At 59.5% G+C, this 26351-nt stretch carries 22 protein-coding genes and 1 tRNA gene; 6 read left to right on the top strand and 17 right to left on the bottom strand.

The features are described 5' to 3' along the window. Nucleotides 1–36 precede the first annotated feature (36 nt). From OKB77_RS03860 to tadA, 9 genes are all read right to left on the bottom strand, one after another. Entirely contained in the window at nucleotides 37–1452 is a 1416-nt protein-coding gene (locus OKB77_RS03860) for a basic amino acid/polyamine antiporter (RefSeq protein ID WP_270816948.1), read from the bottom strand. A gap of 9 nt (nucleotides 1453–1461) precedes the next feature. Continuing rightward, a complete protein-coding gene (locus OKB77_RS03855; protein WP_270816947.1) occupies nucleotides 1462–2364 on the bottom strand; it encodes a homocysteine S-methyltransferase family protein in 903 nt (300 codons plus the stop codon). Nucleotides 2365–2657: 293 nt separating this feature from the next. After that, nucleotides 2658–3200, bottom strand: a complete 543-nt coding sequence (locus OKB77_RS03850) for a hypothetical protein (protein ID WP_021231037.1) — start codon at nucleotides 3198–3200, stop codon at nucleotides 2658–2660. Between the two features lie 19 nt (nucleotides 3201–3219). Further along, on the bottom strand, nucleotides 3220–4539 hold the full coding sequence (locus OKB77_RS03845) for a hemolysin family protein (RefSeq protein WP_005334094.1): 1320 nt from the start codon (nucleotides 4537–4539) through the stop codon (nucleotides 3220–3222). 190 nt (nucleotides 4540–4729) lie between these two features. Beyond that, nucleotides 4730–5440, bottom strand: a complete 711-nt coding sequence (gene phoU / locus OKB77_RS03840; RefSeq protein WP_005334097.1) for a phosphate signaling complex protein PhoU — start codon at nucleotides 5438–5440, stop codon at nucleotides 4730–4732. Between the two features lie 85 nt (nucleotides 5441–5525). Next, a complete protein-coding gene (gene pstB / locus OKB77_RS03835) occupies nucleotides 5526–6344 on the bottom strand; it encodes a phosphate ABC transporter ATP-binding protein PstB (protein WP_005334102.1) in 819 nt (272 codons plus the stop codon). A gap of 133 nt (nucleotides 6345–6477) precedes the next feature. Continuing rightward, on the bottom strand, nucleotides 6478–8127 hold the full coding sequence (gene pstA / locus OKB77_RS03830; protein WP_040066195.1) for a phosphate ABC transporter permease PstA: 1650 nt from the start codon (nucleotides 8125–8127) through the stop codon (nucleotides 6478–6480). Nucleotides 8128–8159: 32 nt separating this feature from the next. After that, nucleotides 8160–10397, bottom strand: a complete 2238-nt coding sequence (locus OKB77_RS03825) for an ABC transporter permease subunit (RefSeq protein ID WP_204483816.1) — start codon at nucleotides 10395–10397, stop codon at nucleotides 8160–8162. Nucleotides 10398–10601: 204 nt separating this feature from the next. Next, nucleotides 10602–11141: a tRNA adenosine(34) deaminase TadA gene (gene tadA, locus OKB77_RS03820; protein WP_103250562.1), complete on the bottom strand. Its 540-nt coding sequence runs from the start codon at nucleotides 11139–11141 to the stop codon at nucleotides 10602–10604. A 256-nt stretch (nucleotides 11142–11397) separates the two neighbouring features. Here tadA and OKB77_RS03815 point away from each other — a divergent pair. The 4 genes from OKB77_RS03815 to aceA all read left to right on the top strand — a co-directional run bounded on the left by OKB77_RS03815 (nucleotide 11398) and on the right by aceA (nucleotide 15521). Then, nucleotides 11398–11474, top strand: a tRNA-Pro gene (locus tag OKB77_RS03815). A gap of 223 nt (nucleotides 11475–11697) precedes the next feature. Then, on the top strand, nucleotides 11698–11838 hold the full coding sequence (locus OKB77_RS03810; RefSeq protein WP_216954087.1) for a hypothetical protein: 141 nt from the start codon (nucleotides 11698–11700) through the stop codon (nucleotides 11836–11838). 688 nt (nucleotides 11839–12526) lie between these two features. Continuing rightward, nucleotides 12527–14134: a malate synthase A gene (gene aceB / locus OKB77_RS03805; RefSeq protein WP_184232274.1), complete on the top strand. Its 1608-nt coding sequence runs from the start codon at nucleotides 12527–12529 to the stop codon at nucleotides 14132–14134. A 73-nt stretch (nucleotides 14135–14207) separates the two neighbouring features. Continuing rightward, a complete protein-coding gene (gene aceA / locus OKB77_RS03800) occupies nucleotides 14208–15521 on the top strand; it encodes an isocitrate lyase (protein WP_005344572.1) in 1314 nt (437 codons plus the stop codon). A 105-nt stretch (nucleotides 15522–15626) separates the two neighbouring features. Here aceA and hda read toward each other — a convergent pair whose 3' ends face one another. From hda to upp, 3 genes are all read right to left on the bottom strand, one after another. After that, nucleotides 15627–16328 carry a DnaA inactivator Hda gene (gene hda, locus OKB77_RS03795; protein ID WP_013723920.1) on the bottom strand — a complete coding sequence of 234 codons (702 nt, stop codon included), beginning with the start codon at nucleotides 16326–16328 and terminating at the stop codon, nucleotides 15627–15629. Between the two features lie 102 nt (nucleotides 16329–16430). Then, complete coding sequence (locus OKB77_RS03790; protein WP_270816946.1) at nucleotides 16431–17450, bottom strand: DUF2066 domain-containing protein; 1020 nt, start codon at nucleotides 17448–17450, stop codon at nucleotides 16431–16433. A 150-nt stretch (nucleotides 17451–17600) separates the two neighbouring features. After that, complete coding sequence (upp, locus tag OKB77_RS03785) at nucleotides 17601–18227, bottom strand: uracil phosphoribosyltransferase (protein WP_005334115.1); 627 nt, start codon at nucleotides 18225–18227, stop codon at nucleotides 17601–17603. Between the two features lie 176 nt (nucleotides 18228–18403). On the opposite strand from upp, the gene purM reads away from it, so the two are divergent. Together purM and purN are read left to right on the top strand one after the other, a co-directional pair. Then, on the top strand, nucleotides 18404–19441 hold the full coding sequence (gene purM, locus OKB77_RS03780; protein WP_042052927.1) for a phosphoribosylformylglycinamidine cyclo-ligase: 1038 nt from the start codon (nucleotides 18404–18406) through the stop codon (nucleotides 19439–19441). Nucleotides 19442–19473: 32 nt separating this feature from the next. After that, complete coding sequence (gene purN / locus OKB77_RS03775; protein ID WP_270816945.1) at nucleotides 19474–20112, top strand: phosphoribosylglycinamide formyltransferase; 639 nt, start codon at nucleotides 19474–19476, stop codon at nucleotides 20110–20112. Between the two features lie 117 nt (nucleotides 20113–20229). Here purN and OKB77_RS03770 read toward each other — a convergent pair whose 3' ends face one another. The 5 genes from OKB77_RS03770 to OKB77_RS03750 all read right to left on the bottom strand — a co-directional run bounded on the left by OKB77_RS03770 (nucleotide 20230) and on the right by OKB77_RS03750 (nucleotide 26200). Continuing rightward, nucleotides 20230–20991, bottom strand: coding sequence for a Nif3-like dinuclear metal center hexameric protein (locus OKB77_RS03770; protein WP_216979065.1), 762 nt, complete (start codon nucleotides 20989–20991; stop codon nucleotides 20230–20232). A gap of 159 nt (nucleotides 20992–21150) precedes the next feature. Next, on the bottom strand, nucleotides 21151–22494 hold the full coding sequence (locus OKB77_RS03765) for a sigma-54-dependent transcriptional regulator (RefSeq protein WP_270816944.1): 1344 nt from the start codon (nucleotides 22492–22494) through the stop codon (nucleotides 21151–21153). Further along, the gene (locus OKB77_RS03760) at nucleotides 22491–23525 is read right to left on the bottom strand and encodes a sensor histidine kinase (RefSeq protein ID WP_270816943.1); all 1035 of its coding nucleotides are present in this window, start codon (nucleotides 23523–23525) and stop codon (nucleotides 22491–22493) included. The genes OKB77_RS03765 and OKB77_RS03760 overlap by 4 nt, the downstream gene beginning before the upstream one ends. A gap of 106 nt (nucleotides 23526–23631) precedes the next feature. Next, entirely contained in the window at nucleotides 23632–25053 is a 1422-nt protein-coding gene (locus OKB77_RS03755) for a sigma-54 dependent transcriptional regulator (protein ID WP_005350678.1), read from the bottom strand. Between the two features lie 268 nt (nucleotides 25054–25321). Beyond that, nucleotides 25322–26200 carry a DUF2726 domain-containing protein gene (locus OKB77_RS03750; protein WP_270816942.1) on the bottom strand — a complete coding sequence of 293 codons (879 nt, stop codon included), beginning with the start codon at nucleotides 26198–26200 and terminating at the stop codon, nucleotides 25322–25324. Nucleotides 26201–26351 lie beyond the last annotated feature (151 nt).

The raw sequence follows: 26351 nt of genomic DNA, 5'->3' as shown, positions 1-26351 counted from the left end.
CGGCGCTCTCTTTTATGGTCAGTCACATCTTCGATATCAGAGATGGGCAAACGACCAGACGGCGGGGATCAGGCTCAGCAAGGTCACTCCGGCCAACAGCCGCTCGCGACCACTCAGGCAAAGATCTGCGCCCAGCTGACGGCGGCTGTAGAGAAACAGCAGCAAGCCCGGCCCGTAGAGCAACAACGACAGCAGCAGATACTCCACCCCGGCGGCATAGAGCAGCCAGAAGCCGTAACCGCTCGACACCAGCGCCACCGCCCGCATCAGACCGCGGCCCTGCCCGCCCTCACCCTTCTTGCTGAACGAGAGCTTGAGCAGAAACAGCCCGATCAGCAGGTAGGGCACCAGGATCATCGAGGTGGAGATAAGCAGCAGGCTGGTGTAACCCTTGCCGAGCAGCCACACCAGCAGCAGGCATGTTTGCACCGTCAGGCTGGTGAGCCAGAGCGAGGCGATAGGCGTCCCGTTGCGGTTCTGTCGCCGGAAGATGGCGGGAAACGCACCGTGGCGGGCCGCGCTGAACGGCACCTCCGCCGAGAAGAGGGTCCAGCTCACGTAGGAGGCGAGCACCGAGACGATAAGGCCGATGCTGATGAACAGCTTGCCCCAGGAGCCGGTCATCTGGGCCATCAGCCCTGCCATGGAGGGGTTGGGCAGCGCCGCCAGCTCGGGCCGGCTCAATATTCCGAGCGCCAGCACCGAGATTAGCACATAGAGCAGCAGCGCCAGCACCACGCCGAGCACGGTGGCGGTGCCCACATCCCGCCGGTTTCTGGCGCGGGCCGACAACACCGCCGCCCCCTCGATGCCGGTAAAAACCCAGAGGGTAATCAACATGGTGTTGCGCACCTGCTCGGAGACCGGCACCGCCAGGGTACTGCCCTGCTGATCCGCCGCGAAGGTGACCGGGTCGAACCAGTAGCAAGCGAACAGGATAAACAGCAGCAGCGGCAGGCTCTTGGCCAGAGTCGCCACCAGATTGAACAGCGCCGCCTGCTGCACGCCACGAGCCACCAGCAGGTGTACCGACCAGAGGATGCAGGACTCGCCGACAAACGCCGCCAGGGTATTGCCGTCACCAAACCAGACCTGCTCCGGGGTATCGACGAAGCTGCCCAGCGCCGCAAAGGCGATCACCAGATAACCCACCACGCCGATGGTGGCACAGAGCCAGTACCCCCAGGCGGAGAAGAAGCCCACCAGATCGCCAAAACCGGCGCGGGCGTAGCTGTAGATGCCGCCGTCGAGATCCGGTCTGAGTCGCGACAGATAGAGAAAACTCATGGCGAGCGCCAGGATGCCCACACCCGTCACGCCCCAGCCGATCAGCACGGCGCGGGCGCCTGCCACCTCGGCCATGTTCTGGGGCAGGCTGAAAATCCCCGCCCCCACCATGGAGCTGAACACCAGCGCGGTGAGGGACCAGAGCCCAATCTTGCTCTCTTTCATGGAAGCTCCTTAGCGCAACCGGCGGCTCAGCGCCTGAATATGCTCGGGGCCGATGCCGCAGCAGCCGCCGATGAGGCTCGCGCCGGCCGCGCGCCAGCGCTCGGCCCAGCCGAGATAATCCAGCGGCCCCAGATCGGCACGGATCTCGTCCAGCCCGTCGTTGGCGGTGGCCTCCTTGGGTTGCGGCGGGAAGGCGTTGGCATAGGCACCGAGGCGAATGTCTGCGCGGTCCAGCGCCTGCAATCGGGTGCGGGCAACCTCGAGGGCCCCCTCGATCACCTCGGGCTGACAGCAGTTGAACAGGATGGCATCGACCCCGGCCGCCACCAGCGCGCTAACCGAATCGGCCACCCGCTCGCCGGAACGCAGTCGCGGTTCGTTGCCCGGCGCCTCATCTTCCAGCGTGAAGGAGACCCAGAACGGCTTGCCGTCATCAGGCAGCAGCGCTTTCAGGGCCAGTGGCTCGGCAATCAGGCTCATGGTCTCGGCCAACCAGATATCCACATAAGGGGATAGCGCCCGGATAAGCGGCGTCGCCAGCTCGCTCACCCGGTCCGCCTTGAACAGGTCGGCACGGTAGGAGCCAAACAGCGGTGGCAGAGAACCCGCCACCTGCACGGCGCCCTTCTGCTCGTCAGCCACCTCGCGGGCCAGTTGACCAGCCAGCGCTGCCAGCCCCTCCCCGTCGGCAAAGAAACGCTCATCGCCGATATGAAACGGCACCAGCGCATAGCTGTTGGTAGTAATGACTCTGGCCCCGCTCGCCACATAGGCCTGATGCACGTCACGCACCGTCTCTGGCGCCTCCATCAAGGCCAGCGCCGACCACTCGGGTTGACGAAACGGTGCCCCCCACCGTGCCAACTCGCGCCCCATGCCCCCATCCAGCACCCACAATTCCCTGGTTTCCATCTGTCGTGTCTCTTCGTTATGTGCGTTGTTTATTTGCGTATTTATCTGTTTGTTTTGTTGATCTGCGGTTTCACATCGAATCGCTGCAGATCGTCCTGCTTCATCCTGTGAAGCCCTTTTATTATGCAGCCATAAAAACATATGGATGTTTAGATGGCCAAAACAAGATAAAGCAAAGCGCCACGGGCGGCAATCAGTATCAGCAGAAATGAGCGTGCAAACGGCGAGGCAAACGCAGAAATGCAAGAGGCCACCCTAAGGTGGCCTCATCACAATCTTGATCCGCTGGTAACTTAACGCCCGGCCAGCACTCGCTTAATCTGTTTGACCCAGTCGGAGACCCGACCCTGCTGCGGCAAACCGCGCCAGACCTGCTCCCACTGGGCAGGGCTGAGCGGACGACCGAGGCGACGCTGCACACCCGCATAGAGGTAGTCATGGGCCGTGGTGGCCGCATGCTCGGAGGTGAGGAATTTGGAGACCGGATCGGTCAACCGCACATCCCGCATGCCGAGCAGCGGATAGTCGTTGTGCACCGCCGCCAGCATGGTCTCGCGCATGGCGGACTCGATGTAGCCACGGGCAAACAGGGCCGTCACCGACTCCAGCGACCCCTGGTCCGGGCCATGGTACTGCTCGTCAAAGACCGGGCTCGGCTCGGCCATGCCACTTTGAACCACCGCGTCGGGATCCGGCTGCGGCACGACCACGGCAGGCTTGGGGGTTACCGGCTTGGCTGCCACTGTGGCTTTGCGCGGCGCACTCTGACTACAGGCACCCAGTGCCAGGGCAAGCGCGACACAGGCCAGCGCACGGGAATGAGACTGCATCTTCATGACTCTTATGTCGCTCCTTTTACGATTCCTGAGCTGGCTTCTCGGCAACAGCCGGTTCGACCCGGGTAACCAGCAGCTGATCAATCTTGTAACTGTCGATATCCACCACTTCGAACTTGTAACCGGCGTATTTGACCGAGTCAGTGCGCTTGGGGATCTTGCGCAGCATATACATGATAAAGCCGGCGATGGTCTCGTAGTTCTGGTTCTCGGGGAACTCTTCGATATCGAAGGCGCGCATCACGTCGGAGATGGGGGTGACCCCGTCCACCAGCCAGGAGTTCTCGTCGCGCTGGACGATCTGCTCTTCCACCACGTGGGTCGCCCACTCACCCATGACGGTGCTCATCAGGTCGTTCATGGTGACGATCCCCACCACCAGCGCATACTCGTTCATCACCACGGCAAAGTCGCCACGATGATTCTTGAAGTACTCCATCGCTTCATAGAGGTTCAGGGTATCGGGGATGATGATGACGTTCTGCACCAGGTTGCCACCGATAAGGTCGATGCTCTGGCCGCCGATAACGCGGATTAGCAGCTCTTTGGCATCGACAAAGCCCTTGATGCTGTCGAGGTTGTGGTCACAGACCAGAAACTTGTTGTGGGGATGCTCGGCGATCTTCGCCTTGATGCTCTCTTCACTCTCTTGCAGGGTGAAGTAGATGAGGCTCTCGCGGGCCGTCATGGCAGAGGTGACACCAAGGGACTGCAACTCGAACACGTTCTCGATGAGCTGATGCTCCTCGCGCTGGATAACCCCCGCCTCGGCACCGGCATCCATCACCGCATAGATATCGTCGGAGGTGATCTCGTCGTTACGCACCGTGGAGACGCGCATCAGACGGAACAGGGAGTTCGCCAATCCGTTGAAGACCCACACCAGCGGCATCAAAACGGTGACGAAGAAGAGCATGGGGCGCACCACCACCACGGCAATCTGCTCGGGCATGGTCATGGCCAGACGCTTGGGCATCAGGTCGGCGATCAGGATAAACATGCCGGTAACAAACACGAAGGAGGCACCGGAGCTGATCTCGCCAAGCCAGGGGCCCTGGTAGAACTGGGAGACAATCCCCTTGATGGCGGGGTTGAGGGCAGACTCACCCAGGATACCGCCCAGAATGGCGACGGTATTGAGGCCAATCTGCACCACGGTGAAAAAGTTGCCCGGCTGGGCCTGCAGGGCCAGCACCTTTTCGGCCTGGCGATTACCTTCATCCGCCATCACCTGCAATTTGATTTTGCGAGACGCGGCGAGAGAGATCTCGGAGAGGGAGAAGAACACACTGCCGCCAACCAGCAGCATTAAAAAGAACAAACTATCGGCAAAACTCATGATTAACCTATTGCTACACCCGCCTTAGCACAAGACGGCAAACTGGGCCCGGGAGACCGGACCGTGAGCCCATCCGGGACTCACACAGGGGGAGTATTCTATCAGAAAACAGCCAGTTGGGGGCTTTATCTTACTCCGACCAGTTATGCAACAAAAAAGGCGCTTCACGCGCCTTTTTATTCACTTCCGGTTAGCCCTTGCCCAGCAAGGTGCCCAGATCATCCGCCTTGGTGTGGCGCACATCCTTGCCTTTCACGTAGTAGACGATGTACTCGCAGATGTGCTGGCAGCGATCGCCGACCCGCTCGATGGCCCGCGCCGCCCACAGGACGTTGAGCACCTGGGGGATGGTGCGGGGATCTTCCATCATATAGGTCATCAGCTCGCGGATGATGGACTCGTACTCGCGGTCTACCTTGTCATCTTCCTTGTAGACCGCCAGCGCCGCATCCAGATCCATGCGGGCGAAGGCGTCGAGCACATCGTGCAGCATCTTGATGGTACGACGGCCCATGTTCTCCAGAGACACCAGCGGCGGCTGCGGCTTGTTGGCGTTGTCGGTCAGCATGCGGGCGATCTTGTCGGCCACGTCACCAATGCGCTCCAGATCGGTGATGGTCTTGATGATGGCCATCACCAGTCGCAGGTCGGAGGCTGTCGGCTGACGCTTGGCGATGATGCGGGTGCACTCCTCGTCGATCGCCACTTCCATGGCGTTGACCTTGTGGTCGTTGGCCACGATTTTACGCGCCGCATCGAGATCCTGATCGTGGATCGCCGCGATGGCGTCGGTGAGCTGCTGCTCCACCAGACCGCCCATCACCAGCACCTGGTTGCGCACGCTCTCTAGCTCGGCATTGAACTGACCGGAGATGTGTTTATTGAGGTTCATATTGTCCATACAAATAATCCTTGATTGCTCCGATTATGCCTTAGCCGTTGAACCGACTGCCAATCTGTTTGCTGAGATTCATCCTCTCCTCTCCTTAGCCGTAACGACCGGTAATGTAATCTTCGGTCTTTTTCTTGGCCGGGGTGGTGAAAATGGTGTTGGTATCCGAGTACTCGATAAGCTCGCCCATATACATGAAGGCGGTCTGATCCGATACACGCGCAGCCTGTTGCATGTTGTGGGTCACGATCACCACGGTGAACTGGCTCTTGAGCTCGTTGATCAGCTCCTCGATGGTGAGGGTGGAGATGGGGTCGAGCGCCGAGGTTGGTTCATCGAGCAGCAACACTTCCGGCTCGATGGCGATGGCACGGGCAATCACCAGACGCTGCTGCTGACCACCGGAGAGACCGAAAGCGTTGTCGTGCAGACGATCCTTCACCTCGTCCCACAGGGCCGCACCGCGCAGGGAGCGCTCGGCCGCTTCATCCAGAGTGCGACGATCGTTGATCCCCTGCAGGCGCAGACCATAGACCACGTTCTCGTAGATGGACTTGGGGAAGGGGTTCGGGCGCTGGAACACCATGCCCACCTGACGGCGCAGGGCGGAAACATCGACGCTCTTGTCATAGATGTTATGGCCGTGCAGCTGGATTTCCCCCTCGATGCGGCAGATCTCCACCAAATCGTTCATCCGGTTGATGCAGCGCAGCAGGGTCGATTTACCACAGCCTGACGGGCCGATAAAGGCGGTCACCTGCCCTTTGGGGATCTTCATGTTGACGTTGAACAACGCCTGCTTGCTGCCGTAGTACAGGTTGAGATCCTTCACCTCCAGCGCGGTCTGCTCCGGGGTCAGGTTGAGCAGGTCCAGCGCGGTGTGCTGGGTAGACGTGGTCGTTACGTTGATCATCTGTTACCTCAAAATCTATCTGGAGTGGCCGGACAGCTGCCGGCGCCCCTCACATATTGGTGCAGAGAGATGGCGGCTCGCGCTCGGCCGCCCCTCTGTTATCTCACTCTTGTATCACTCAAGTGGCGCCGGATTAATGCTCCAGCGACCGGAATTTCTCGCGCAAGTGGTTACGAATACCGATAGCGGTCAGGTTCAGACCCACGATCACCGTCACCAGCAGGAAGGAGGTGGCGTAGACCAGCGGGCGGGCAGCCTCGACGTTGGGGCTCTGGAAGCCGACGTCATAGATGTGGAAGCCCAGGTGCATGAACTTGCGCTCCACATGCAGATACGGGAAGTTGCCATCCATCGGCAGGGTCGGTGCCAGTTTTACCACCCCCACCAGCATCAGCGGCGCCACTTCACCGGCTGCACGGGCAATAGCCAGAATAAGGCCGGTCATGATGGCCGGGCTCGCCATCGGCAGCACGATGCGCCACAGGGTCTCGGCCTGGGTGGCACCCAGTGCCAACGAGCCCTGACGGATGGTGCTCGGGATCCGCGCCAACCCCTCTTCGGTGGAGACAATCACCACCGGCAGAGTCAGGATGGCCAGGGTCAGCGCCGACCAGATCACGCCGGGTGAGCCAAAGGTCGGGCTCGGCAGCGCTTCCGGGTAGAAGAGGCGGTCGATGCTGCCCCCCAGGGTGTAAACGAAGAAGCCCAGACCAAACACGCCGTAGACGATGGAGGGCACGCCCGCCAGGTTGATCACCGCAATGCGGATGATCTTGGTCAGACTGTTCTTGCCCGCGTATTCGTGCAGGTAGACTGCCGCCACCACCCCCAGCGGGGTCACGATGATCGCCATCAGGAACACCATGAACACGGTGCCGAAGATGGCCGGGAACACCCCGCCCTCGGTGTTGGCTTCACGGGGATCGTCAGAGACGAACTTGCCTATCTGGTGGAACCAGTGACCTACCTTGGCCAGCAGGCTCATGTCGTTGGGCCATACCACGTCCAGTACCTTGGACATCGGCATGGTCACCAGCTCGCCACGCATATCCTTGACGGTAATGGCGTCGCGGTCCGCTTGGCTACGCAGGGAGAAGAGCTCTTTTTCCAGCACTTGATAGCGATCGTTGAGGGCCTGACGCTCGCTGGCCAGTTCGGCTTTGAGCTGATCGGTCAGCTTGTCATCCAGCTCGGCCTTGCGCTCTTTCAGGCGCAGCCGCTCCAGTTGATAGTTGATGCTGCCGATGTCCCCTTTTTGCAGATCGTTGGCCTGTTCGGAGAGGGCATTGGCTCGCGCCAGCACCCGCTGCAGGGCAGGATGCAGATCAGAGGTGAGCTCGCGGCCATCCTCTTTCACCCCGACGATATAGCCATAGAAGTTGCCGTTGGTGGCACGCTCAACCATGGCCAGCTCGGCTGGCTGGCTCTGGGACTTGATGTCCGTCTCCAGCACCCAGCGAAAATCGAGGTCAACAAACTCGCGGTTGCCGGTCTTGACCAGATAGCGGGTTAGCAGCTCGCGCTCTTCCCCTTCCAGCGCCAGACCTGCGGCGCGCAGTCGCTCCACCGGAACCTGCTCGCGATCGTTGATTTCGCCGATCAGTACGCTCTTGTTGCCGCTGGCGTCTTCCAGCTGCCACTCATAGATGGGGTGCGGCCAGAAGTAGACCAGACCACGCCAGCCGATCAGCAGCAGCAGACCCAGTACCGCCACCAGACTCAGGCTGACGGCACCGCCGGTCATCCAGATCCAGGGGGCCCCTGATTTAAACCACTTACCCATTGTCGATTCCTTGTCCATTACAGAGTCGCCCCTTACATCGAGCTGTATTTTTCACGCAACCGCTGACGGACAAACTCGGCCAGGGTGTTGAACAAAAAGGTGAACACAAACAGGACGAAGGCCGCGAGGAACAGTACCCGATAGTGGGAGCTGCCCACTTCCGATTCCGGCATCTCCACCGCGATGTTGGCGGCGAGGGTGCGCAGCCCCTGGAACATGGAGAAGTCCATGATGGGGGTGTTGCCGGTAGCCATCAGCACGATCATGGTCTCGCCCACGGCGCGGCCAAGGCCCATCATCACCGCAGAGAAGATGCCCGGGCTGGCGGTGAGGATCACCACCCGGCTCAGGGTCTGCCACGGGGTGGCCCCCAGCGCCAGCGAGCCCTGGGTCAGGTGCTTGGGCACCGAGAAGACCGCATCTTCAGCGATGGAGAAGATGGTGGGGATGACCGCGAAGCCCATGGCGATACCGACCACCAGCGAGTTGCGCTGGTCAAACTTGATGCCCATTTCGTGAGTCAGCCAGATGCGCGAATCGCCGTGCATAAAGGCATTCTCGATGAGCGGGCTCAGGGCGAAGGCCCCCCAGCCAATCAGCAGCAGCACCGGGATCAGCAGGATGGCGTGCCACCCCTCCGGCAGCCAGGACTTGCCGCGCTCCGGCAGATAGTTCCAGAGCAATGCAGTCAGCAGCATCCCCATCGGCAGCAATATCAGCAGCAGGATCACCCCGGGCAACGCACCCTCGATGATGGGCGCCAGCCACAGACCCGCCAGGAAGCCCAGGATAACGGTAGGCAGCGCTGCCATGATCTCGACCGTCGGCTTGACGTATTTGCGCAGCCCCGCCGACATGAAGTAGGCGGTATAGATGGCACCGGCCACGCCGAGCGGCACAGCAAACACCATGGCGTAGAAAGAGGCTTTCAGGGTACCGAATACCAGCGGCACCAGGCTCAGCTTGGCTTCAAAGTCGTTGCTGGCGGAGGTGGATTGCCACACATACTGGGGCTCCGGATATCCTTCATACCATACCTTCTGCCAGAGGGCCGACCAGGTCACCTCGGGGTGATCGTTCTCCACCGAGAAAAGCTTGAAGGTCTCCCCTTGCTGCATCAGCAACAGGTTGTGACGGGGGGAGATGGCCAGAGCAGAGAGCTCGCCCCCTTCCACCGTCTCGGTCAGTAGCTTGGTCTCGCCGGTGGCGTGGAAGAAGCTGATGATGCCGTCCTTGTCGGCACTGATGAAGCCTTTGCGAAAGTGCTCGGGAGTCAGCAGATCCACTGCGCCATCGCCCTTGAAGTCACGGATCTGGGTGAACTGGCGTTTGCCATCCTTCGCCACTTCGAACCACTGTGAAATCACGCCGTTGTCATTACCCACCAGCAGTGAAGAGGCGCCGGAGAGCAGCTGAACCCGGGTCACATTGGCGTTGGGGGCATTGATCTCCAACACGTTGCGCAGGGAGATTTCGCTCAGGTTATGAATGTCATAGACGGAGAGGCGATTACCCTCGCGCACGAACAGGATCCGCAGATTAGGGGTCAGCAACATCTGATCCACATGGCGCGGCAGGGAGGGAATCGTGTAGTTTTCACTGCTCCACTCAATCTCCCCGGAGATGAAGTTCTCCTCACCGCTCATCACAGTCATCACGCCACGACCATCTTCGGTCACGGCGGCGGTCGCCATCTTGTCCTTGGTGGCTTCGAACACCATCAGTTGCAATGCCTTCCCTTGCGGGTCGATCACCACAGGCTCTTCGCCGAAGGGATATTGCAGGCTGGGTTCAATCACCCGAACATCGTTGGGATAGGAAACCTTGAACGCTGGCTGGACGACCTGCGCCTTGCCATCGGCAAAGCCGTAAGCGATCAGCCGCTGGCCCGGTGCCGGGGTCGCTACCGTGGTGATGTCACCAGCAACCTGGGCCTGACCCAGTGACTGGCCGACCTTGATCTTGTCATCTCCCTGCACCGCAAAGAAGTTGACCTGCCCTTTATCGCTGAAGCGATAGCCGATCTCGTTCTGCTCTTCCACGCCGAGCCAGGCGGTCTTCCCTGCGGCAGGCAGGGTAAACGAGGCTGTCGGCTCCATGGAGGCGCCATTGAAGATGGGTTTCACCACATAGAGCAGATAAAAGAAGATGAGCAGCAGCGCCACCAGTACCAGGGCTCCGCCTGTGGTGACGCCATATTTGGCCAATTTATCCTTGATCCGGCGTTTTCTACTGCCCGCCATGACCAGGTTTAACGATTCCGATGACATGCAAGACCTCAATGTAAGCTAGGCTTCGCGGCATTATATGGCGGTTGCATGACAGTTTTGTTACATCGAGGACGCTTTAACAGAGGTTGTTAGCGGAAAAATGGGCGGGGATCCCTTCGAAGGCGGGCGAACGTAATATACTGTTTATAAAGGGATATTTATGCTGATGATCAGTAAGGGCAGCCTGCGCTGCCCCCGAATGATTCAGGAAAGGGTATCGTTTGATTGTTGCAGCGCCAGTTTGGCCGCCTTTTTCTCGGCGCGACGGCGCTTGAAGAAGGCCGACAACTGGGCCGAGCAGGCATCGGCCAGCACACCGCCGGTCAGCTCGACGCTGTGATTGTGGCGCGGGTCCTGCAAGATCTCGAACACCGACCCCGCGGCACCGGTCTTGAGATCTCGGGCGCCGTAAACCACCCGCTTGACCCGGCTATGGATCAGCGCACCGGCACACATACAGCAGGGCTCCAGCGTCACATAAAGAGTGGTGTCGAGCAGGCGGTAGTTCGCCAGCTGCTTGCCCGCCGCCCGGATTGCCATCACCTCGGCATGGGCACAGGCATCGTGTTCGCTGATGGAGCGATTCCACCCCTCGCCCACCACCTGACCGTCCAGCACCAGTACGGCACCGACCGGGATCTCGCCAATCCCTTCGGCCCGGGCGGCCAATGCCATGGCATGGCGCATCCACTGCTCGTCCTGCTCGGTCTGACTCGGTGTCTCTGGGACCTCTGATGGTTTCACGCCCATCCCCTCTTTATATTGTTTAATGGTGCTGTTTGCATTCCCGCTACCCACACCTGTCAGATAACTCCATAGATAGCAGGCATGATACCTCGCGGTGACAGGGCGGCAGATTATGCCAAATCTGCGCGTCAGACCCAAGCTGCATCCAGACTGAGCAATAAAGAAGCAATCGGCATCTCTATGATAAAAAAGGAGTTGCACCCGTTTGGCCATGCTATTAGACTTCCTCCCCGTCAGCCGAGTCTGACTCTGTCGGTGTGTAGCGCAGCCAGGTAGCGCATCTGCATGGGGTGTAGAGGGTCGGAGGTTCGAATCCTCTCACACCGACCATTTTCCCCGAGAATAGCCCAGTCAAACGACTGGGCTATTTTTTTGTCTCCGATTTATCCTCCTGACAATGCCGACCTATCAAGCACAAAAAACACTCAGAACCACTTGAATCTTTTTACCGAACTCATTAAGATGCGCAACTTTCCGCCGATAGACAACACAGGGAGGTGGAAACACAAGTGAAGGGATCACTGTCCGGCTTGCGTGCAACACAGGACCAGGCATGAACCAGAACACCAATTTCGCACCCGCTATTGCGCTTTATTCCGTTCCTCACGATACCCCTTGCCATACCGAAAACGAAGATGAACAGGTCATCCAGCTGGATGTAATCGATCTTGCCGAACCGGATGATGACTATTGAGCCCGGCCAGATGGCCGCTCAATCACCGGCGCATCGCCTGTTCAACGCACTCCGTTTCATACCCTTGGCGAGAAATCTGCAAAAAACGACAAACTGCTAATTCTATCAAGGATGGCAGTATTATTGACTGATGTATCTCCCCCCTTCCTCCCCGGCATTCCCCCCGACAATTGATACAAACCTACGTTATTGCGCTTCACTTTCCATCGTTGCAACCGCTGGTGCCAACAGAGCCTGCATCACCACGCCAAGTTTAAAACTCACGTTCACTAACTAGGTCTAGCAATAGCAAAACATTTATTGCCACATTCAAACACGCTTTATACGGCTGTTTTGGCAAAGCCTGGAGTTAGGTCGGGATTTGTTTTTGCATTTGTAATTTTATTACGTAATAAGTTACAAAGTAAGGGGCTGGGTAACGGCCCAAATTAGCCGTTGTCCGATGGGAAAAATCAGGAGCATAACCATCTGCGTAGAGCTTTTACACCAACCCAATAAAGCAATAAAAAACATCAACTTAACCATATCCAAAAAACAGGTGTTTAAAAAAAACTGTTGACGTACTCAACAATATTTCGCACCTTATCAATCGTGTTACCCCGTTGTTTCGGGAACGTTTCAGGAACAGGGATTCGACTTTAGTCGTAGTTAGTAAGTTCAAAATGTAATTCTCAAAGGAGTGAACCTTATGTCGGCACCGGCTCAGACCCACTGCAGCGCCCGCCTTCGCATCCAGGGCGAGATGCTACCCGAATACGCGCAAATTCTGACGCCGGACGCGGTGGCTCTGGTCTCCGAACTGGTGGAACGTTTTGCTCCCCAAAGAGGGGAATTGCTGAAACAACGTGTGGCACGCCAGGCCCGTATCGATGGCGGCGAGCTGCCGGACTTCCTGCCGGAAACCGCCCACATCCGTGAAGGTGACTGGACTATTCGCGGCATTCCCGCCGACCTGCAAGACCGCCGTGTGGAGATCACCGGCCCGGTCGAGCGCAAGATGGTGATCAACGCCCTCAACGCCAACGTCAAGGTGTTCATGGCGGACTTCGAGGACTCACTGGCCCCCGCCTGGAACAAGGTGATCGAGGGTCAAATCAACCTGCGCGATGCGGTCAACGGCACCATCTCTTACACCAGTCCAGAAGGAAAGGCCTACACCCTGACCCCCAATCCGGCGGTGCTCATCTGCCGGGTGCGTGGTCTGCACCTGCCGGAAAAACATGTCACTTTCGATGGCGAGCCCATCCCAGGCGGCCTGTTCGATTTTGCTCTCTACTTCCTGCACAACTATCAGGCGCTGCTGGCCAAAGGCTCGGGCCCCTACTTCTACGTGCCCAAGTTGCAGAGCCATCTGGAAGGGCGCTGGTGGAGCGAGGTGTTCGCCTGGACCGAGGACAAGTTCGGTCTGCCCCGCGGCACCATCAAGGCCACCGTGCTGATTGAAACCCTGCCAGCCGTATTCGAGATGGATGAGCTGCTCTATCAAATGAAGGATCACATCGTTGCGCTGAACTGCGGCCGCTGGGACTACATCTTCAGCTATATCAAAACCTTGAAGAACCATCCGGATCGCGTCCTGCCCGACCGCCAGGTGGTGACCATGGACAAGCCGTTCCTCTCCGCCTACTCGCGGCTGCTGATCAAGACCTGCCACAAGCGCGGAGCGCTGGCGATGGGCGGTATGGCTGCCTTTATTCCGGCCAAGGACGCGGCCGTCAACGAGCAGGTCTTCGCCAAGGTCAAGGCCGACAAGGAGCGCGAAGCCAACAACGGCCACGACGGTACCTGGGTCGCCCACCCTGGCCTCGCTGATACCGCCATGGCGGTGTTCAACGCCACCATTAAGGCTGGCGCCAAGAACCAGATCGGCGTGCTGCGCGAGCAGGATGCCCCCATCACTGCCGCCGACCTGCTGGCACCCTGTGAGGGTGAGCGCACCGAGGCAGGGATGCGCACCAATATCCGGGTCGCCCTGCAATATCTGGAGGCCTGGATCAACGGCAACGGCTGCGTGCCCATCTACGGCCTGATGGAAGATGCCGCCACCGCCGAGATCTCCCGCACCTCCATCTGGCAGTGGATCCGCCACGGCAAGAGCCTGTCGAATGGCAAGGTGGTGACCAAAGAGCTGTTCCGCCAGATGCTGGCCGAGGAGTTGGAGGTGGTCAAAGCCGAGGTGGGTACTGCGCGCTGGCAGGCAGGACGCTTTGCCGAGGCAAGCGAGCTGATGGAAGAGATCACCTGCGCCGATACCCTGATCGATTTTCTGACGCTGCCCGGTTACGAGCGGCTCTGAATCACGGGCCCCCAGCGGGGCTCGCCAATAACAAGTCAATGGAAACGTGAAATCAATGAAAGAGGGAACTGATATGGCACTGACCCGTGAGCAACAGATCCAGGCTATCGAGAAAGACTGGGCGGAAAACCCCCGCTGGAAAGGGATCAAGCGCGGCTACAGCGCCGAAGACGTGGTGAACCTGCGCGGCAGCTTGCAGCCGGTGCACACCCTGGCCCAGCGTGGTGCCGACAAACTGTGGGGCCTGATCCACGGCGACGCCAAGAAAGGCTATGTCAACTGCCTCGGCGCCCTGACCGGTGGTCAGGCGGTGCAGCAGGCCAAGGCGGGGATCGAGGCGATCTACCTCTCCGGCTGGCAGGTGGCGGCGGACAACAACTTGTCCTCCACCATGTATCCGGATCAGTCCCTCTACCCGGCCAACTCTGTACCGTCCGTGGTGGAGCGCATCAACAACTCCTTCGCCCGTGCCGACCAGATCCAGTGGGCCAACAAGGTTGGACCGCAGGATGAGGGCTTTATCGACTACTTCCTTCCGATCGTAGCCGATGCGGAAGCCGGTTTCGGCGGCGTGCTGAACGCCTTCGAACTGATGAAGGGAATGATTGAAGCAGGCGCCGCTGGCGTGCACTTCGAAGATCAGCTCGCTTCCGTCAAGAAGTGCGGTCATATGGGCGGCAAGGTGCTGGTACCGACTCAGGAAGCGGTGCAGAAGCTGGTTGCCGCCCGTCTGGCAGCCGATGTGTGCGGCACCACCACCCTGGTGATCGCCCGTACCGACGCCAACGCCGCTGACCTGTTGACCACCGACGCCGACCCGTACGATGCAGACTTCCTGACTGGCGAGCGCACTGCCGAAGGGTTCTACAAGGTACGTGCCGGTATCGATCAGGCCATCGCTCGCGGTCTGGCTTACGCACCCTACGCAGACATGGTGTGGTGTGAAACCGCCAAGCCGGATCTGGACGAAGCGCGTAAATTTGCCGAAGCAATCAAGGCCAAGTTCCCGGATCGTATCCTGGCCTACAACTGCTCCCCGAGCTTCAACTGGAAAAAGAATCTGGACGATGCCACCATCGCCCGCTTCCAGCAGGAGCTCTCCGACATGGGCTACAAGTACCAGTTCATCACCCTCGCGGGTATCCACAACATGTGGTTCCACATGTACGAGCTGGCCTACCAGTACGCCCGTGGCGAAGGGATGAAGCACTACGTCGAGATGGTGCAGGAGCCGGAATTTGCCGCCGCCAGCCGTGGCTACACCTTCGTGGCCCACCAGCAGGAGGTTGGTACCGGTTACTTCGACAAGGTGACCACCGTGATTCAGGGTGGCCAATCCTCGGTGACCGCACTGACCGGCTCCACCGAAGAAGATCAGTTCCACTAATAAGAGAGCTGCCTTGAAATAGCAAAACCCCGGCCTGAAGCCGGGGTTTCTTTTTATCTACCATTCAAACGAAAGTCAGGCCACAACCGCACACTGCAGAGAGGATCAGAGCTCGAGGATCTCTTTGACAAAGGGAATGGTGAGCTTGCGCTTGGCGCGAAATGAGGCGTTGTCGAGCTGATTGAGAGTGGTGAGCAGGGTTCGCATATCGCGGGAGAGTCGGTTGAGCAGGAAGCGGCCCACATCGATAGGCAGTTTGAAGCCCCGCAGCTCGGCACGCAGCTGCAGGGCACTGAGCTTGCCTTCATCATCCAGCTCTTCGAGATGGAAACTCACCCCCCAGTCGAGGCGCGAAGCGAGATCCGGCAACTGCAGCCCCAGTTTGCGCGGTGCGCTGCAGCCGGTGACCACCAGCGTCCCCTCGCCCTTCTCCTGCCAGCGATTGTAGAAATCGAACAGCGCCCGCTCCCACACGGCATTGCCGGCGATCGCCTCAAGGCTGTCGAGACAGACCAGCGGCAGGCTTTCGAGGGCATCGAGCATGCTGGGGTCGAGCTGTTCAAACTGATCGAGGGAGAGATAGGCCGCCGCCGCATCGCGGGCGTTGACCTCGGCACAGGTGGCGTGGAGCAGATGAGAGCGTCCGGATCCCTTGGCTCCCCAGAAATAGAGGAAAGGCGATCCCTGACCGATGGCCGCGTTTTTGAGAGCGGTGATCAGATGAGCATTGTTGCCGGGATAAAAACTGACGAAGGTTTCATCATCCGGTAGTTGTACGGCTAAAGACAGTTGGGCCGGTTGCTTCACTCGTTGGGCTTTGACTGTGACATTTGTGGCTAAGTGTATCATCGCAAAGGCAGATAGAGAACCGCCCGGACAAGCCGGGCGGTCTACAAAAGCCTTATAAAATCAGGGCTGCGACCATTGGTAACGCAAACCGCTGCCATTATCGTCAACCTTGCGCAAACGACTCTCGAGCTGCAGTGCCCGCACCAATTCGGCCTGATCCCCTTGCAGAGTAAAGTTGAAGGTGACCTGGTCCCCCTCCAGCTTGCCGATCGCCACCTTGCTGACGTTGCCCATCCCCTGCAGCATCTTCTGCACGGCGATCATGCTGTCCACTTCGGAGAGGCCATCTACCACCAGGGTCTGGCTGGTTGCCGGACCAGAAATACGGGCACCGTAGTTTTTCACCAGCCAGGCCGCCAGGGTATCGGCAAACCCTTGCGCCACTTCGGCCTGAGTGCCGGTGCTATTGCCACGGGTCAGCTCGGCCACTTCACCGGCCGCTTTGGGGCCGTAGAGTCCCCAATCGATGCTCCACTTGTCACCTTCCGGTGTCAGCTTGCCCAGCACCACCATCTCGGCGCCATAGCGCTGGCTTGCCTGCAAAATCGGGTCGGCAAAGCGTCCCCAGACGTCGGTGGCACTGACCGCCATGTTGTCATCGAGATCCATCAGCGGAATGCTGATGGGTAGCCCCAGCGTCTGGGCCTGCTCGCGCAAGGCTTGCGCCCAACCATCGCTGGATTGATCCGCCAGCAGGCGACGCTCCCCCTGATCCACCACCAGCCAGATCGCCATCTGGGGACGCGCCGGGCCAAGCAGGGCAAACTGGCTCTCGGAGACCAGGCTGTTGACCTTGTCACTCTTGAACTCGGCTTTCAGATACTTGACGGAGTCCTGATCCTGATAACCATAGCTTTTGACATAGTCGCCCGGGGCCGCCAGCGCCTTGACCACCACCGGCTGGGTGAGGATGTCACGCTTGCCGGTCACCTTGATCAACACCTGACCCAGTGCCTGCCCCTGAGCGGCCACCATGTCACCACTGGTCGGGGCCTTGCCCTGATAGAGGTCGGTCACCTGAGCGGCCGAGGCCATGAATGACAAGCCGCAGCAGAGGGCGGTCACAACACGTTTGAACATGAACAGAGTCTCGAAATGGGAGAGTGTGCTTATGGTAGCGGCAAGGCGCATCCTGCGGCAAGGCTGGCACAAGCGGCCACAAACAGCAGAGCCGGCGATGCGCCGGCTCCGATCACCCCTTCCACATGGGAAGCGGGTCAAGGCATTAACTTATTTGGTACCGAAGATCTTGTCGCCTGCATCGCCCAGACCCGGCACGATGTAGCCTTTCTCGTTCAGCCCCTGGTCGACAGAAGCGCAATAGAGCTCTACGTCAGGGTGAGCAGCTTCCAGCGCCTTGATCCCTTCCGGCGCGGCAACCAGTACCAGCACCTTGATGGATTGGCAGCCTTTCTTCTTCAGCAGATCGATGGTGGCGATCATGGAGCCGCCGGTGGCCAGCATAGGATCGATGACCAGCGCCAGACGCTCTTCGATGTTGCTGACGATCTTTTCGAAATAGGGAACCGGTTGCAGGGTCTCTTCATCACGGTAGATACCGACCACGCTGACGCGGGCGCTCGGCATGTGCTCCAGCACGCCATCCATCATGCCAAGGCCGGCACGCAGGATGGGTACGACGGTTACCTTCTTGCCTTTGATCTGGTCAACTTCTACTGGCCCATTCCAGCCATCGATGATAACCTTCTCGGTTTCGAAGTCAGAGGTCGCTTCATAGGTCAACAAACTGCCCACTTCTTTGGCCAGTTCACGGAAACGCTTGGTGCTGATATCGCCTTCACGCATCAGACCGATCTTGTGTTTGACCAGGGGGTGTTTGACTTCAACGACTTTCATTATTATCTCCTCTAACCTGCCGCAAAAAAATCGCGGAATCATACAACAAAAGCCACCGCTTGTAGAGCATTTCCGCGCAAAAACGCGCAAACGATTTCCTTTCTGGTTTTCCACCGCCACTGTTAGAATACGCCCCGAATTTTACCCTCCACTTCTTTACATGACGGGGAATACTCGTGACTGACAAAACCTCACTGAGCTACAAGGATGCTGGCGTAGATATCGATGCCGGCAATGCACTGGTTGAACGTATCAAGGGCGTGTCAAAGCGCACTCGTCGTCCTGAAGTCCTTGGTGGTCTTGGCGGCTTTGGGGCCTTGTGTCAAATCCCTGCGGGCTACAAGGAGCCGGTACTGGTCTCCGGTACCGATGGTGTGGGCACCAAGCTGCGGCTGGCCATCGACCTGAAGAAGCACGACACCGTGGGCATCGATCTGGTGGCCATGTGCGTCAATGACCTGATCGTACAGGGCGCCGAGCCGCTGTTCTTCCTCGACTACTATGCAACCGGCAAGCTGGACGTGGACACCGCAGCCGCGGTGGTCACCGGGATCGGTGCCGGTTGCGAGCAGTCAGGCTGTGCCCTGGTGGGCGGCGAGACCGCCGAGATGCCGGGTATGTATGAAGGGGAAGACTACGACATCGCCGGTTTCTGCGTCGGTGTGGTGGAGAAGAGCGAAATCATCGACGGCAGCAAGGTCGGTGAAGGGGATGCCCTGATCGCCTTGGCCGCCAGCGGCCCTCACTCCAACGGCTTCTCCCTGATCCGTAAAATTCTGGAAGTCTCCAAAGCCGACGTTCATCAACCGTTGGGTGACACGACCCTGGCCAACGCCCTGCTGGAGCCGACCCGCATCTATGTGAAACCTGTGCTCAAGCTCATCAAGGAGTGCGAGATCCACGCCCTCTCCCACATCACAGGTGGTGGCTTCTGGGAGAACATCCCCCGCGTCCTGCCCGCCAACACCCAAGCGGTAATCGATGAGCAGAGCTGGCAGTGGCCGGCAGTGTTCAGCTGGCTGCAGCAGGCTGGCAACGTCACCCGTCACGAGATGTATCGCACCTTCAACTGCGGTGTCGGCATGATCATCGCCCTGCCCGCCAACCAGCTGGAGAAGGCGCTGACCCTGCTCAAGGCGGAAGGCGAAAATGCATGGCATATCGGCCATATCGCCAAGGCAGCCGATGGTGAGGAGCAGGTCGTCATTCAATGAATGACCGGATCAACAGCCAAATGAACTCCCCTATGAAACGCATCCTGGTGCTAATCTCCGGCAGCGGCAGCAACCTGCAGGCGATCATCGACCACTGTGCCAGCGGCAAGATTGCCGGTGAGGTGGTCGGCGTCATCAGCAACAAGGCCGATGCCTATGGTCTGGTTCGCGCCAGAGAGGCAGGCGTGGCGACCTCTATTCTGGCCCAGCAGCAGTTTGCCAGCCGGGAGGAGTATGACGCCGCCCTGCTTGCGCTGATGTCAGACTATCAGCCGGACTTGGTGGTGCTGGCCGGGTTTATGCGGATATTGAGCGGCGATCTGGTGCGCCATTTCGCCGGGCGGATGATCAATATCCACCCCTCCCTGCTGCCCAAGTATCAGGGCTTGCACACTCACCAGCGTGCTATCGATGCCGGTGATAGCGAGCATGGCGCCAGCGTCCACTTCGTCACCGAAGAGCTGGATGGTGGCCCGGTGATCCTGCAGGCCCGTGTGCCCATCTTTGAAGGAGACAGTGCGGACGAGGTAGCGGCACGGGTACAGGCGCAGGAGCACAGCATCTATCCGCTGGTGGTACGCTGGTTCTGCGAAGGCAGGCTGCAGATGGTGGACAGCGCTGTGCAACTGGATGGCACCTTGCTGGGTGCCGCGGGTTACGCCAGCGAGTAACCGCTAACAACTGCATGTCAGATACAACAAGGGAGGCTTAGGCCTCCCTTGTCATTTCTACCTACCTCACGATGGCTTAGGTCAGGTCCGATTACGCCGCTACGCGGCCAAGCGACCCTAGACCGGATTGTCGATATCGATAAAGGTGACATCCAGCCCATGCACGGTCGCCAGCCACTCCCCCAGCGCCTTGACACCATAACGCTCGGTGGCGTGATGGCCAGCGGCGTAGAAGTGCATCCCCATCTCGCGAGCGGTGTGAATGGTCTGCTCGGAGGCTTCGCCAGAGATAAAGGCATCGATGCCCTGCTCCGCCGCCAGATTGATGTAGCTCTGACCGCCACCGGTGCACCAGGCTACGGAACGGATCAGCTCGGGGCCGCTGTCGCCACAATAGAGTGGTTCGCGGCCAAGGCGATCGGCAATCAGCTTGGCAAAGTCGGCCCCATTCATCGGCTCTTCCAGCTTGCCCACCATGGCGACGCTCTTGCTGTTCCACGGCTCCAGACCGCGACGCACCTTGATGTCGAGCAGCTTGGCGAGCTGGGCGTTGTTACCCACCTCGGGATGGACATCCAGCGGTAAATGGTAGGCAAACAGGTTGATATCGTGGGTCAGCAGGGTCTTGAGCCGACGCTGCTTCATGCCGGTGATCTGGGCCGGTTCACCGCTCCAGAAGTAGCCGTGATGGACCAGAATAGCATCGGCCTCGGCAGCCACCGCCGCGTCGATAAGCGCCTGACTGGCGGTGACACCGGTCACCACCTTGCGAATGCGCTCGCGCCCCTCCACTTGCAAGCCGTTGGGGCAGTAATCCTTTATGGCGTGAGGTTCGAGCAGATGGTTCAGTACGGTTTCGAGTTTTCGATGAGAGATCATAGGGGTCCCTTATTAAGGCTCGGTCCCCTGCTTTACCAATAAAAACAGGGGCCAGGCTCAAAGCGCCAAGGGCCCCATGATAATCGAGCCGGGCTGTCAAGACCATGACAGCGCCAGCACGATGAAGCTTCGCCCTCACTCTCGGGCAAACAACCTGACTCAGGCGGGCAAATCGATCCCCGCATCCCGCATCTGGGCGAGCTTGTAGCGCAGGGTGCGCGGGCTGATGCCGAGCCGATCGGCCACCGCCTTGCGGCTGCCGTTACAATCTTGCAGGGTGTCGAGGATGATCTGGTGCTCCTGCTGCTTGAGCTCGCTGCCAAGGCGATCGCCGCCATAGCTGCGCTCCACGCTGACAAACTCCATCTCCTGCTCGTCCAGCTCCTCCAGAATGAGGTGGTCACAATCAATGATCCCGTCGGGGCTGAGGATCAGGGCACGCTGTACCACGTTGTCCAGCTCCCGCACATTGCCGGGCCAGGGGTGAGCCAGCAGTCGTTCCCGCGAGGCATCCGTCAACTGTGGTGTCGGCAGCCCCTGCTGACTGGCATGGAGGGCCAGCAGATGCTCCGCCAGCGGCAGAATGTCGCCGGGCCGCTCACAGAGGGCAGACCAGCGCAGCGGGAAGACGTTGAGACGATAGTAGAGATCTTCGCGAAACAGGCCATCCTGCACCGCTTTTTTCAAATCCCGGTTGCTGGTGGCGATGACCCGCACATCCAGCGGGATCATCTTGCGACTGCCGAGCCGCTCCACCTCTTTCTCCTGCAGTACCCGCAGCAATTTGGCTTGCAGCCCCTGATCCATCTCGGTGATCTCGTCGAGCAGCAGGGTGCCCCCCTGCGCCTGCTCGAACTTGCCGGGGCACCCCTGCACCGCACCGGTGAAGGCCCCCTTCTCGTAGCCAAACAGGGTAGCCTCCAGCATGTTTTCCGGAATGGCGGCGCAGTTGATGGCGACGAAAGGCTGCTCGGCGCGGCTGGAGTTATCGTGAATGTAACGGGCCAGCACCTCTTTCCCCGTCCCGCTCGGGCCGGTCACCATCACGGTCGCTTCGCTTCTGGCCACTCGGGTCGCCAGCTGGAACAGCTCGGCAGTTTTGGGATCCCCGTAGACCACAGCGCGCTTCTCCACCTTCTGGGCGGGCACATAGCGGCTGACCTGATTAAGCAGCACCTCCGGCGAAAATGGCTTGGCCAGATAGTCGATGGCACCTTCGCGCATGGCGCGCACCGCGCCATCGATGTTGGCGTAGGCGGTCATCAGCAGCACAGGGATCTGCGGATATTGCTGGCGGATGGTGGCCAGCAAGGTGAGACCGTCCATTCCCCCCATCTGGATATCGGAGATCACCATGTCAAACGGCTGACGGGAGAGGGCCAGCAGAGCCCGCTCGCCGCTGTCCGCTTCACGGCACTCATAACCGCCGAGCAAAAGGGTATCCACCAGCGCTTCGCGCAGGCCATTGTCATCTTCAACTACCAGGATCCTGGCCTGTGTCATGCTACACCTCCAAGCTGCACCGGTTGCTGATGCAGGGGGAACGACAGAGTAAAGCAGGTGCCCTCACCGGGAACCGAGGCCACACCGACCTCCCCCTGATGGGCACGCACTACAGATTGCACCACCGCCAGCCCGAGGCCTGTGCCCTGGGAGCGAGTGGTAAAGAAGGGTTCGAATACCTGACCGAGCTGATGGGAAGGGATCCCCTTGCCATTATCAATGACCCGCATCTCCACCCGGGCACCGCTGCGCACCGCGCTGACCAAGAGTGAGGTGGCCCCTGCCTGCTGGGCATTGGCAATCAGGTTGTTGATGGCCCCCGCCAGCGCACTGCTGTTGGCCAGCAGACAGAGATCGGGCTCCGGAGCTTCCATGTGCAGCTCGCAGCCCTGTTGCTGGCAGAAGGCCTCGGCACCTGCCTGCACTTCGGCCAGCAGCCCTTGTACCGAGATGGGAGTGACCACCTGATTGTCACCGTTGCGGGCGAACAGCAGGATGTCGTTGATCTGCTTCTCCAGATCCTGCAAACGGGCCATCAGCTTTTGCTGAAACTGAGTGCGAGATTCCGGCTTGAGGGTGCGGTTGGCCAGGTTTGCGGCATAAAGCATGGCAGCGGAGAGCGGTGTGCGGATCTGGTGGGCGAGCGAGGCCGCCATATTGCCGAGCGCCGACAGCCGCTTCATGTGGTTGATGCGGTCTTGCAGTTTACGGGTTTCGGTCAGGTCATTGATAAAGACCAGCTGGCCGGACTGATCCGGCAGCGGCTGGGTCGAGAGCTGCACCCGGCGCCCGTCGCGCAGGGAGATCTCGTGGCCATCATCCTCGCGCGGCTCGAAGCAGCGGGCAATGATGTGGCGCCAGAGCTCCCCTTCCAGCGGCTCCCCCAGCAGGGAGATGGCCGCCGGATTCGCGCGGGTGACCACCCCAGCCCCGTCAAGCAGCAACACCCCGGTGGGGAGCGCCTTGAAGATGGTATAGAGCTGGCTCACTTCGTGGGACTGGAGTGGCATGTCCTGCTGCTGGATTGTCATAAACCTGACCTCAAACTGGCTATTGGGTCAGGTTATTCAATTTCCATGCCACTAAAATATATGAATAAAAACAATGAATTGCGCATTAGCGTCAAGGCTTTGACCCTCAGACGTCCTTGCTCATCCCGTACTTTTTCATCTTCTCAACCAGAGTGGTACGGCGCATGCCGAGCAGATCGGCAGCGCGGGCCACCACCCCGTCCTGAGACTCCAGCGCCTGACGGATCAGCTCCACTTCAAGGTCGGCCAGCATCTCTTTGAGGTTGACTCCCTCTTCCGGCAACTGCATGGTGCGGGCCGAGGCGAGGGAGTGATCCAGCTCGGGCGGATCCTGGAATACCGCCGCCAGCGCATCCCGTTCATCCATCTCGGTCAGCCGCTCATCCCGCGGCTCGCTCGGCAGCAGGCGATAACGGCTCGGCAGATCGGCCACATCGACAATCTGGTGCGGGTAGAGGATCAGCAGCCGCTCCAGCAGGTTGGAGAGCTCGCGCACGTTGCCGGGCCAGGGGTACTGCATCAGCGACTCCAGCGCCCGCTGGGTCAGCCGGATAAAGCCATGGTGCTGCTCGGCATGGCGGTTGAGCAGCTCCTGCAGCAGCAGCGGGATGTCGTCGATGCGATCCCGCAGCGGCGGCGTCTCAATGGGGAAGACGTTGAGGCGGTAGTAGAGATCTTCACGAAAACCCTGAGTGCGGATCATCGCCTCCAGATCCCTGTGGGTAGCCGCTATGATGCGCACATCGGCCTGAATGGGCTTGCCGCCACCGACCCGGTCGAACAACCGCTCCTGCAACACCCGCAGCAGTTTGACCTGCATCGGCATCGGCATGTCGCCGATCTCGTCGAGAAACAGGGTGCCCCCCTGCGCCAGCTCGAAGCGACCGCGACGGGCCGCGATGGCGCCGGTAAACGCCCCCTTCTCGTGGCCGAACAGCTCGCTCTCCAGCAATTCGGCCGGAATAGCGCCGCAGTTGATGGGCACGAAGGGGCCACTGCTGCGAGAAGAGAGTTCGTGGATAGCGCGAGCCACCACCTCTTTACCGGTGCCGGACTCCCCGAGGATCAACACGTTGGCATCGGTCTCGGCCACCTGGCTGATAAGCCGACGCACCTCCTGGATCCCCTTCCCTTTGCCCACCAGCAAACGCAGCAGAGCCTGCCCCTTGTCATGGGTCTGCTGACGAGGATGCAAGGAGACGAACGCCTGACAGAAGTGCAGATGACGGGTGAGGGATTCATAGGTAAAAGGCGAGAGCGCGACCCCGATAAAGTTGCTGTTGGGCAGATCGGCCTCAACCAGCGAGAGGAAGGGGGTACGGGGGAAGGCTGCCAGCAGCTCTGACAAGGGACGGTCGGTCAGCTCACCCACCAGCACCCCTTGCAGCGGTCCGGAGGATTCGATGGCTACATCCAGATCGCTTTGTGCCACCTCCTGCCACGGGATCCCCATAAACGAGAGCACGGTTCCCAACTGTTGGCGCCGCTGCGCATCGGCATCAACAATCAACACGCCCATCTCCACCATATCCATTCCTCGCGATGTCCTGAACTAACTTATTGTTTTATTTGATGATAAAACAGCTACCGACTGTCTTTTTGCTGGCACACAAAGTGCCAAAATTCCGACACATTGTCAAAAATTGTCGTATTCAGGCTAAGTGTATCGACAGAAACGAGAGATTAGATAAATTTTGCCGAGGAATTTTCTGCATTGGCGCGGTTAACAAACGCAGCCAAAAGCGGAAAGAAAACTGCCCTCTTCAGAGGGCAGCATGGGACACGGTGAAGCGCATTCAGTGGCGATTATGGTGGTGCGGCGCCGCATAACGACACTCGGGAAAACGGCTGCAAGCCAGAAAGAGTCTACCGGCGTGGGGGCCTTTTTTCGCCTCCCGCTCCACCAGCGGCGCATCGCAACGGGGGCAGTGGTGTACTTCATGCTCCTCGTCATCCTCTACATCGGCGAACAAACCATCGACCAGTTCACCCTCACTCTGCGGCGTCTCCACCACCCCCTTGGACTGGATGACGGGCTCGTGAAATGGCGCGGGCGAGATCGCCTCGGCATGGGGAGTGCGGCCACGCATCCCGGCACCGACATCCACGCCGTCCAGCAACAGAGGGTTGAACGTCGGCTCGCGGCGCGCCCCGTGCGGCAGATCGTCGATCACCGGTTCGCTGGTTTTGACCAGCAGCGGCAGGATCTGTTCGCGCAGCTCTTCCACCAGATAGCTGGCACTTGCCGGGATCTGCAGCAACGGCAGTCCGGCGCTGTCGCAGGCAGTTTTCAGAAAGAGATCCCGCGCCTTGCGCTTCTGGTGACGATGGGTGCTGTCATCGAGTTCGATGGCGCAGATAAAGGAGAGATCCGCGGGGTGGCAAAGCAGATAGTCGAAATGCTTGGCGCTGATCTTGTTGAAGTGCTGCTGCCATTTGCTTTTGCCGATCCCGGCCTGCGGCGTCAGCACATCGGCCACCCGCACCTTGGCAAAGACCCGGGCCTTGTCACCCACCGCCAGATCCAGCACCCCGAGGAAGGATCGCTCGGCGGGACTGAACAGGGTCTCCTGCACATCATAGGGCAGGCGCTTTTGCTGTCTGCCTCTGCTCCAGAAGATCGCCAGCACAAGCAGCGCCAGCAACAACAATCCCGATAGGACAAGGGTATTCATGAGAGCACGATCCAGTTCACGACACGAAAGGGGTATCACTTTACCACAGCCGCCACGGAGCAAGGCAGCAGACCCGTGTATAGAAAGTGAAAAGTCCCGTCTTTTTATCTATTTGTCAGCAGGCGGGGGTTCATATGACCAGTCCCAGCAG

It is taken from the genome of Aeromonas sp. Y318-3 (assembly GCF_027706185.1).
Classification (GTDB): Bacteria; Pseudomonadota; Gammaproteobacteria; order Enterobacterales; family Aeromonadaceae; genus Aeromonas; species Aeromonas veronii.
Note: the sequence above shows the minus strand (reverse complement) of the source record. Positions and strands in the feature narration are given on the sequence as shown.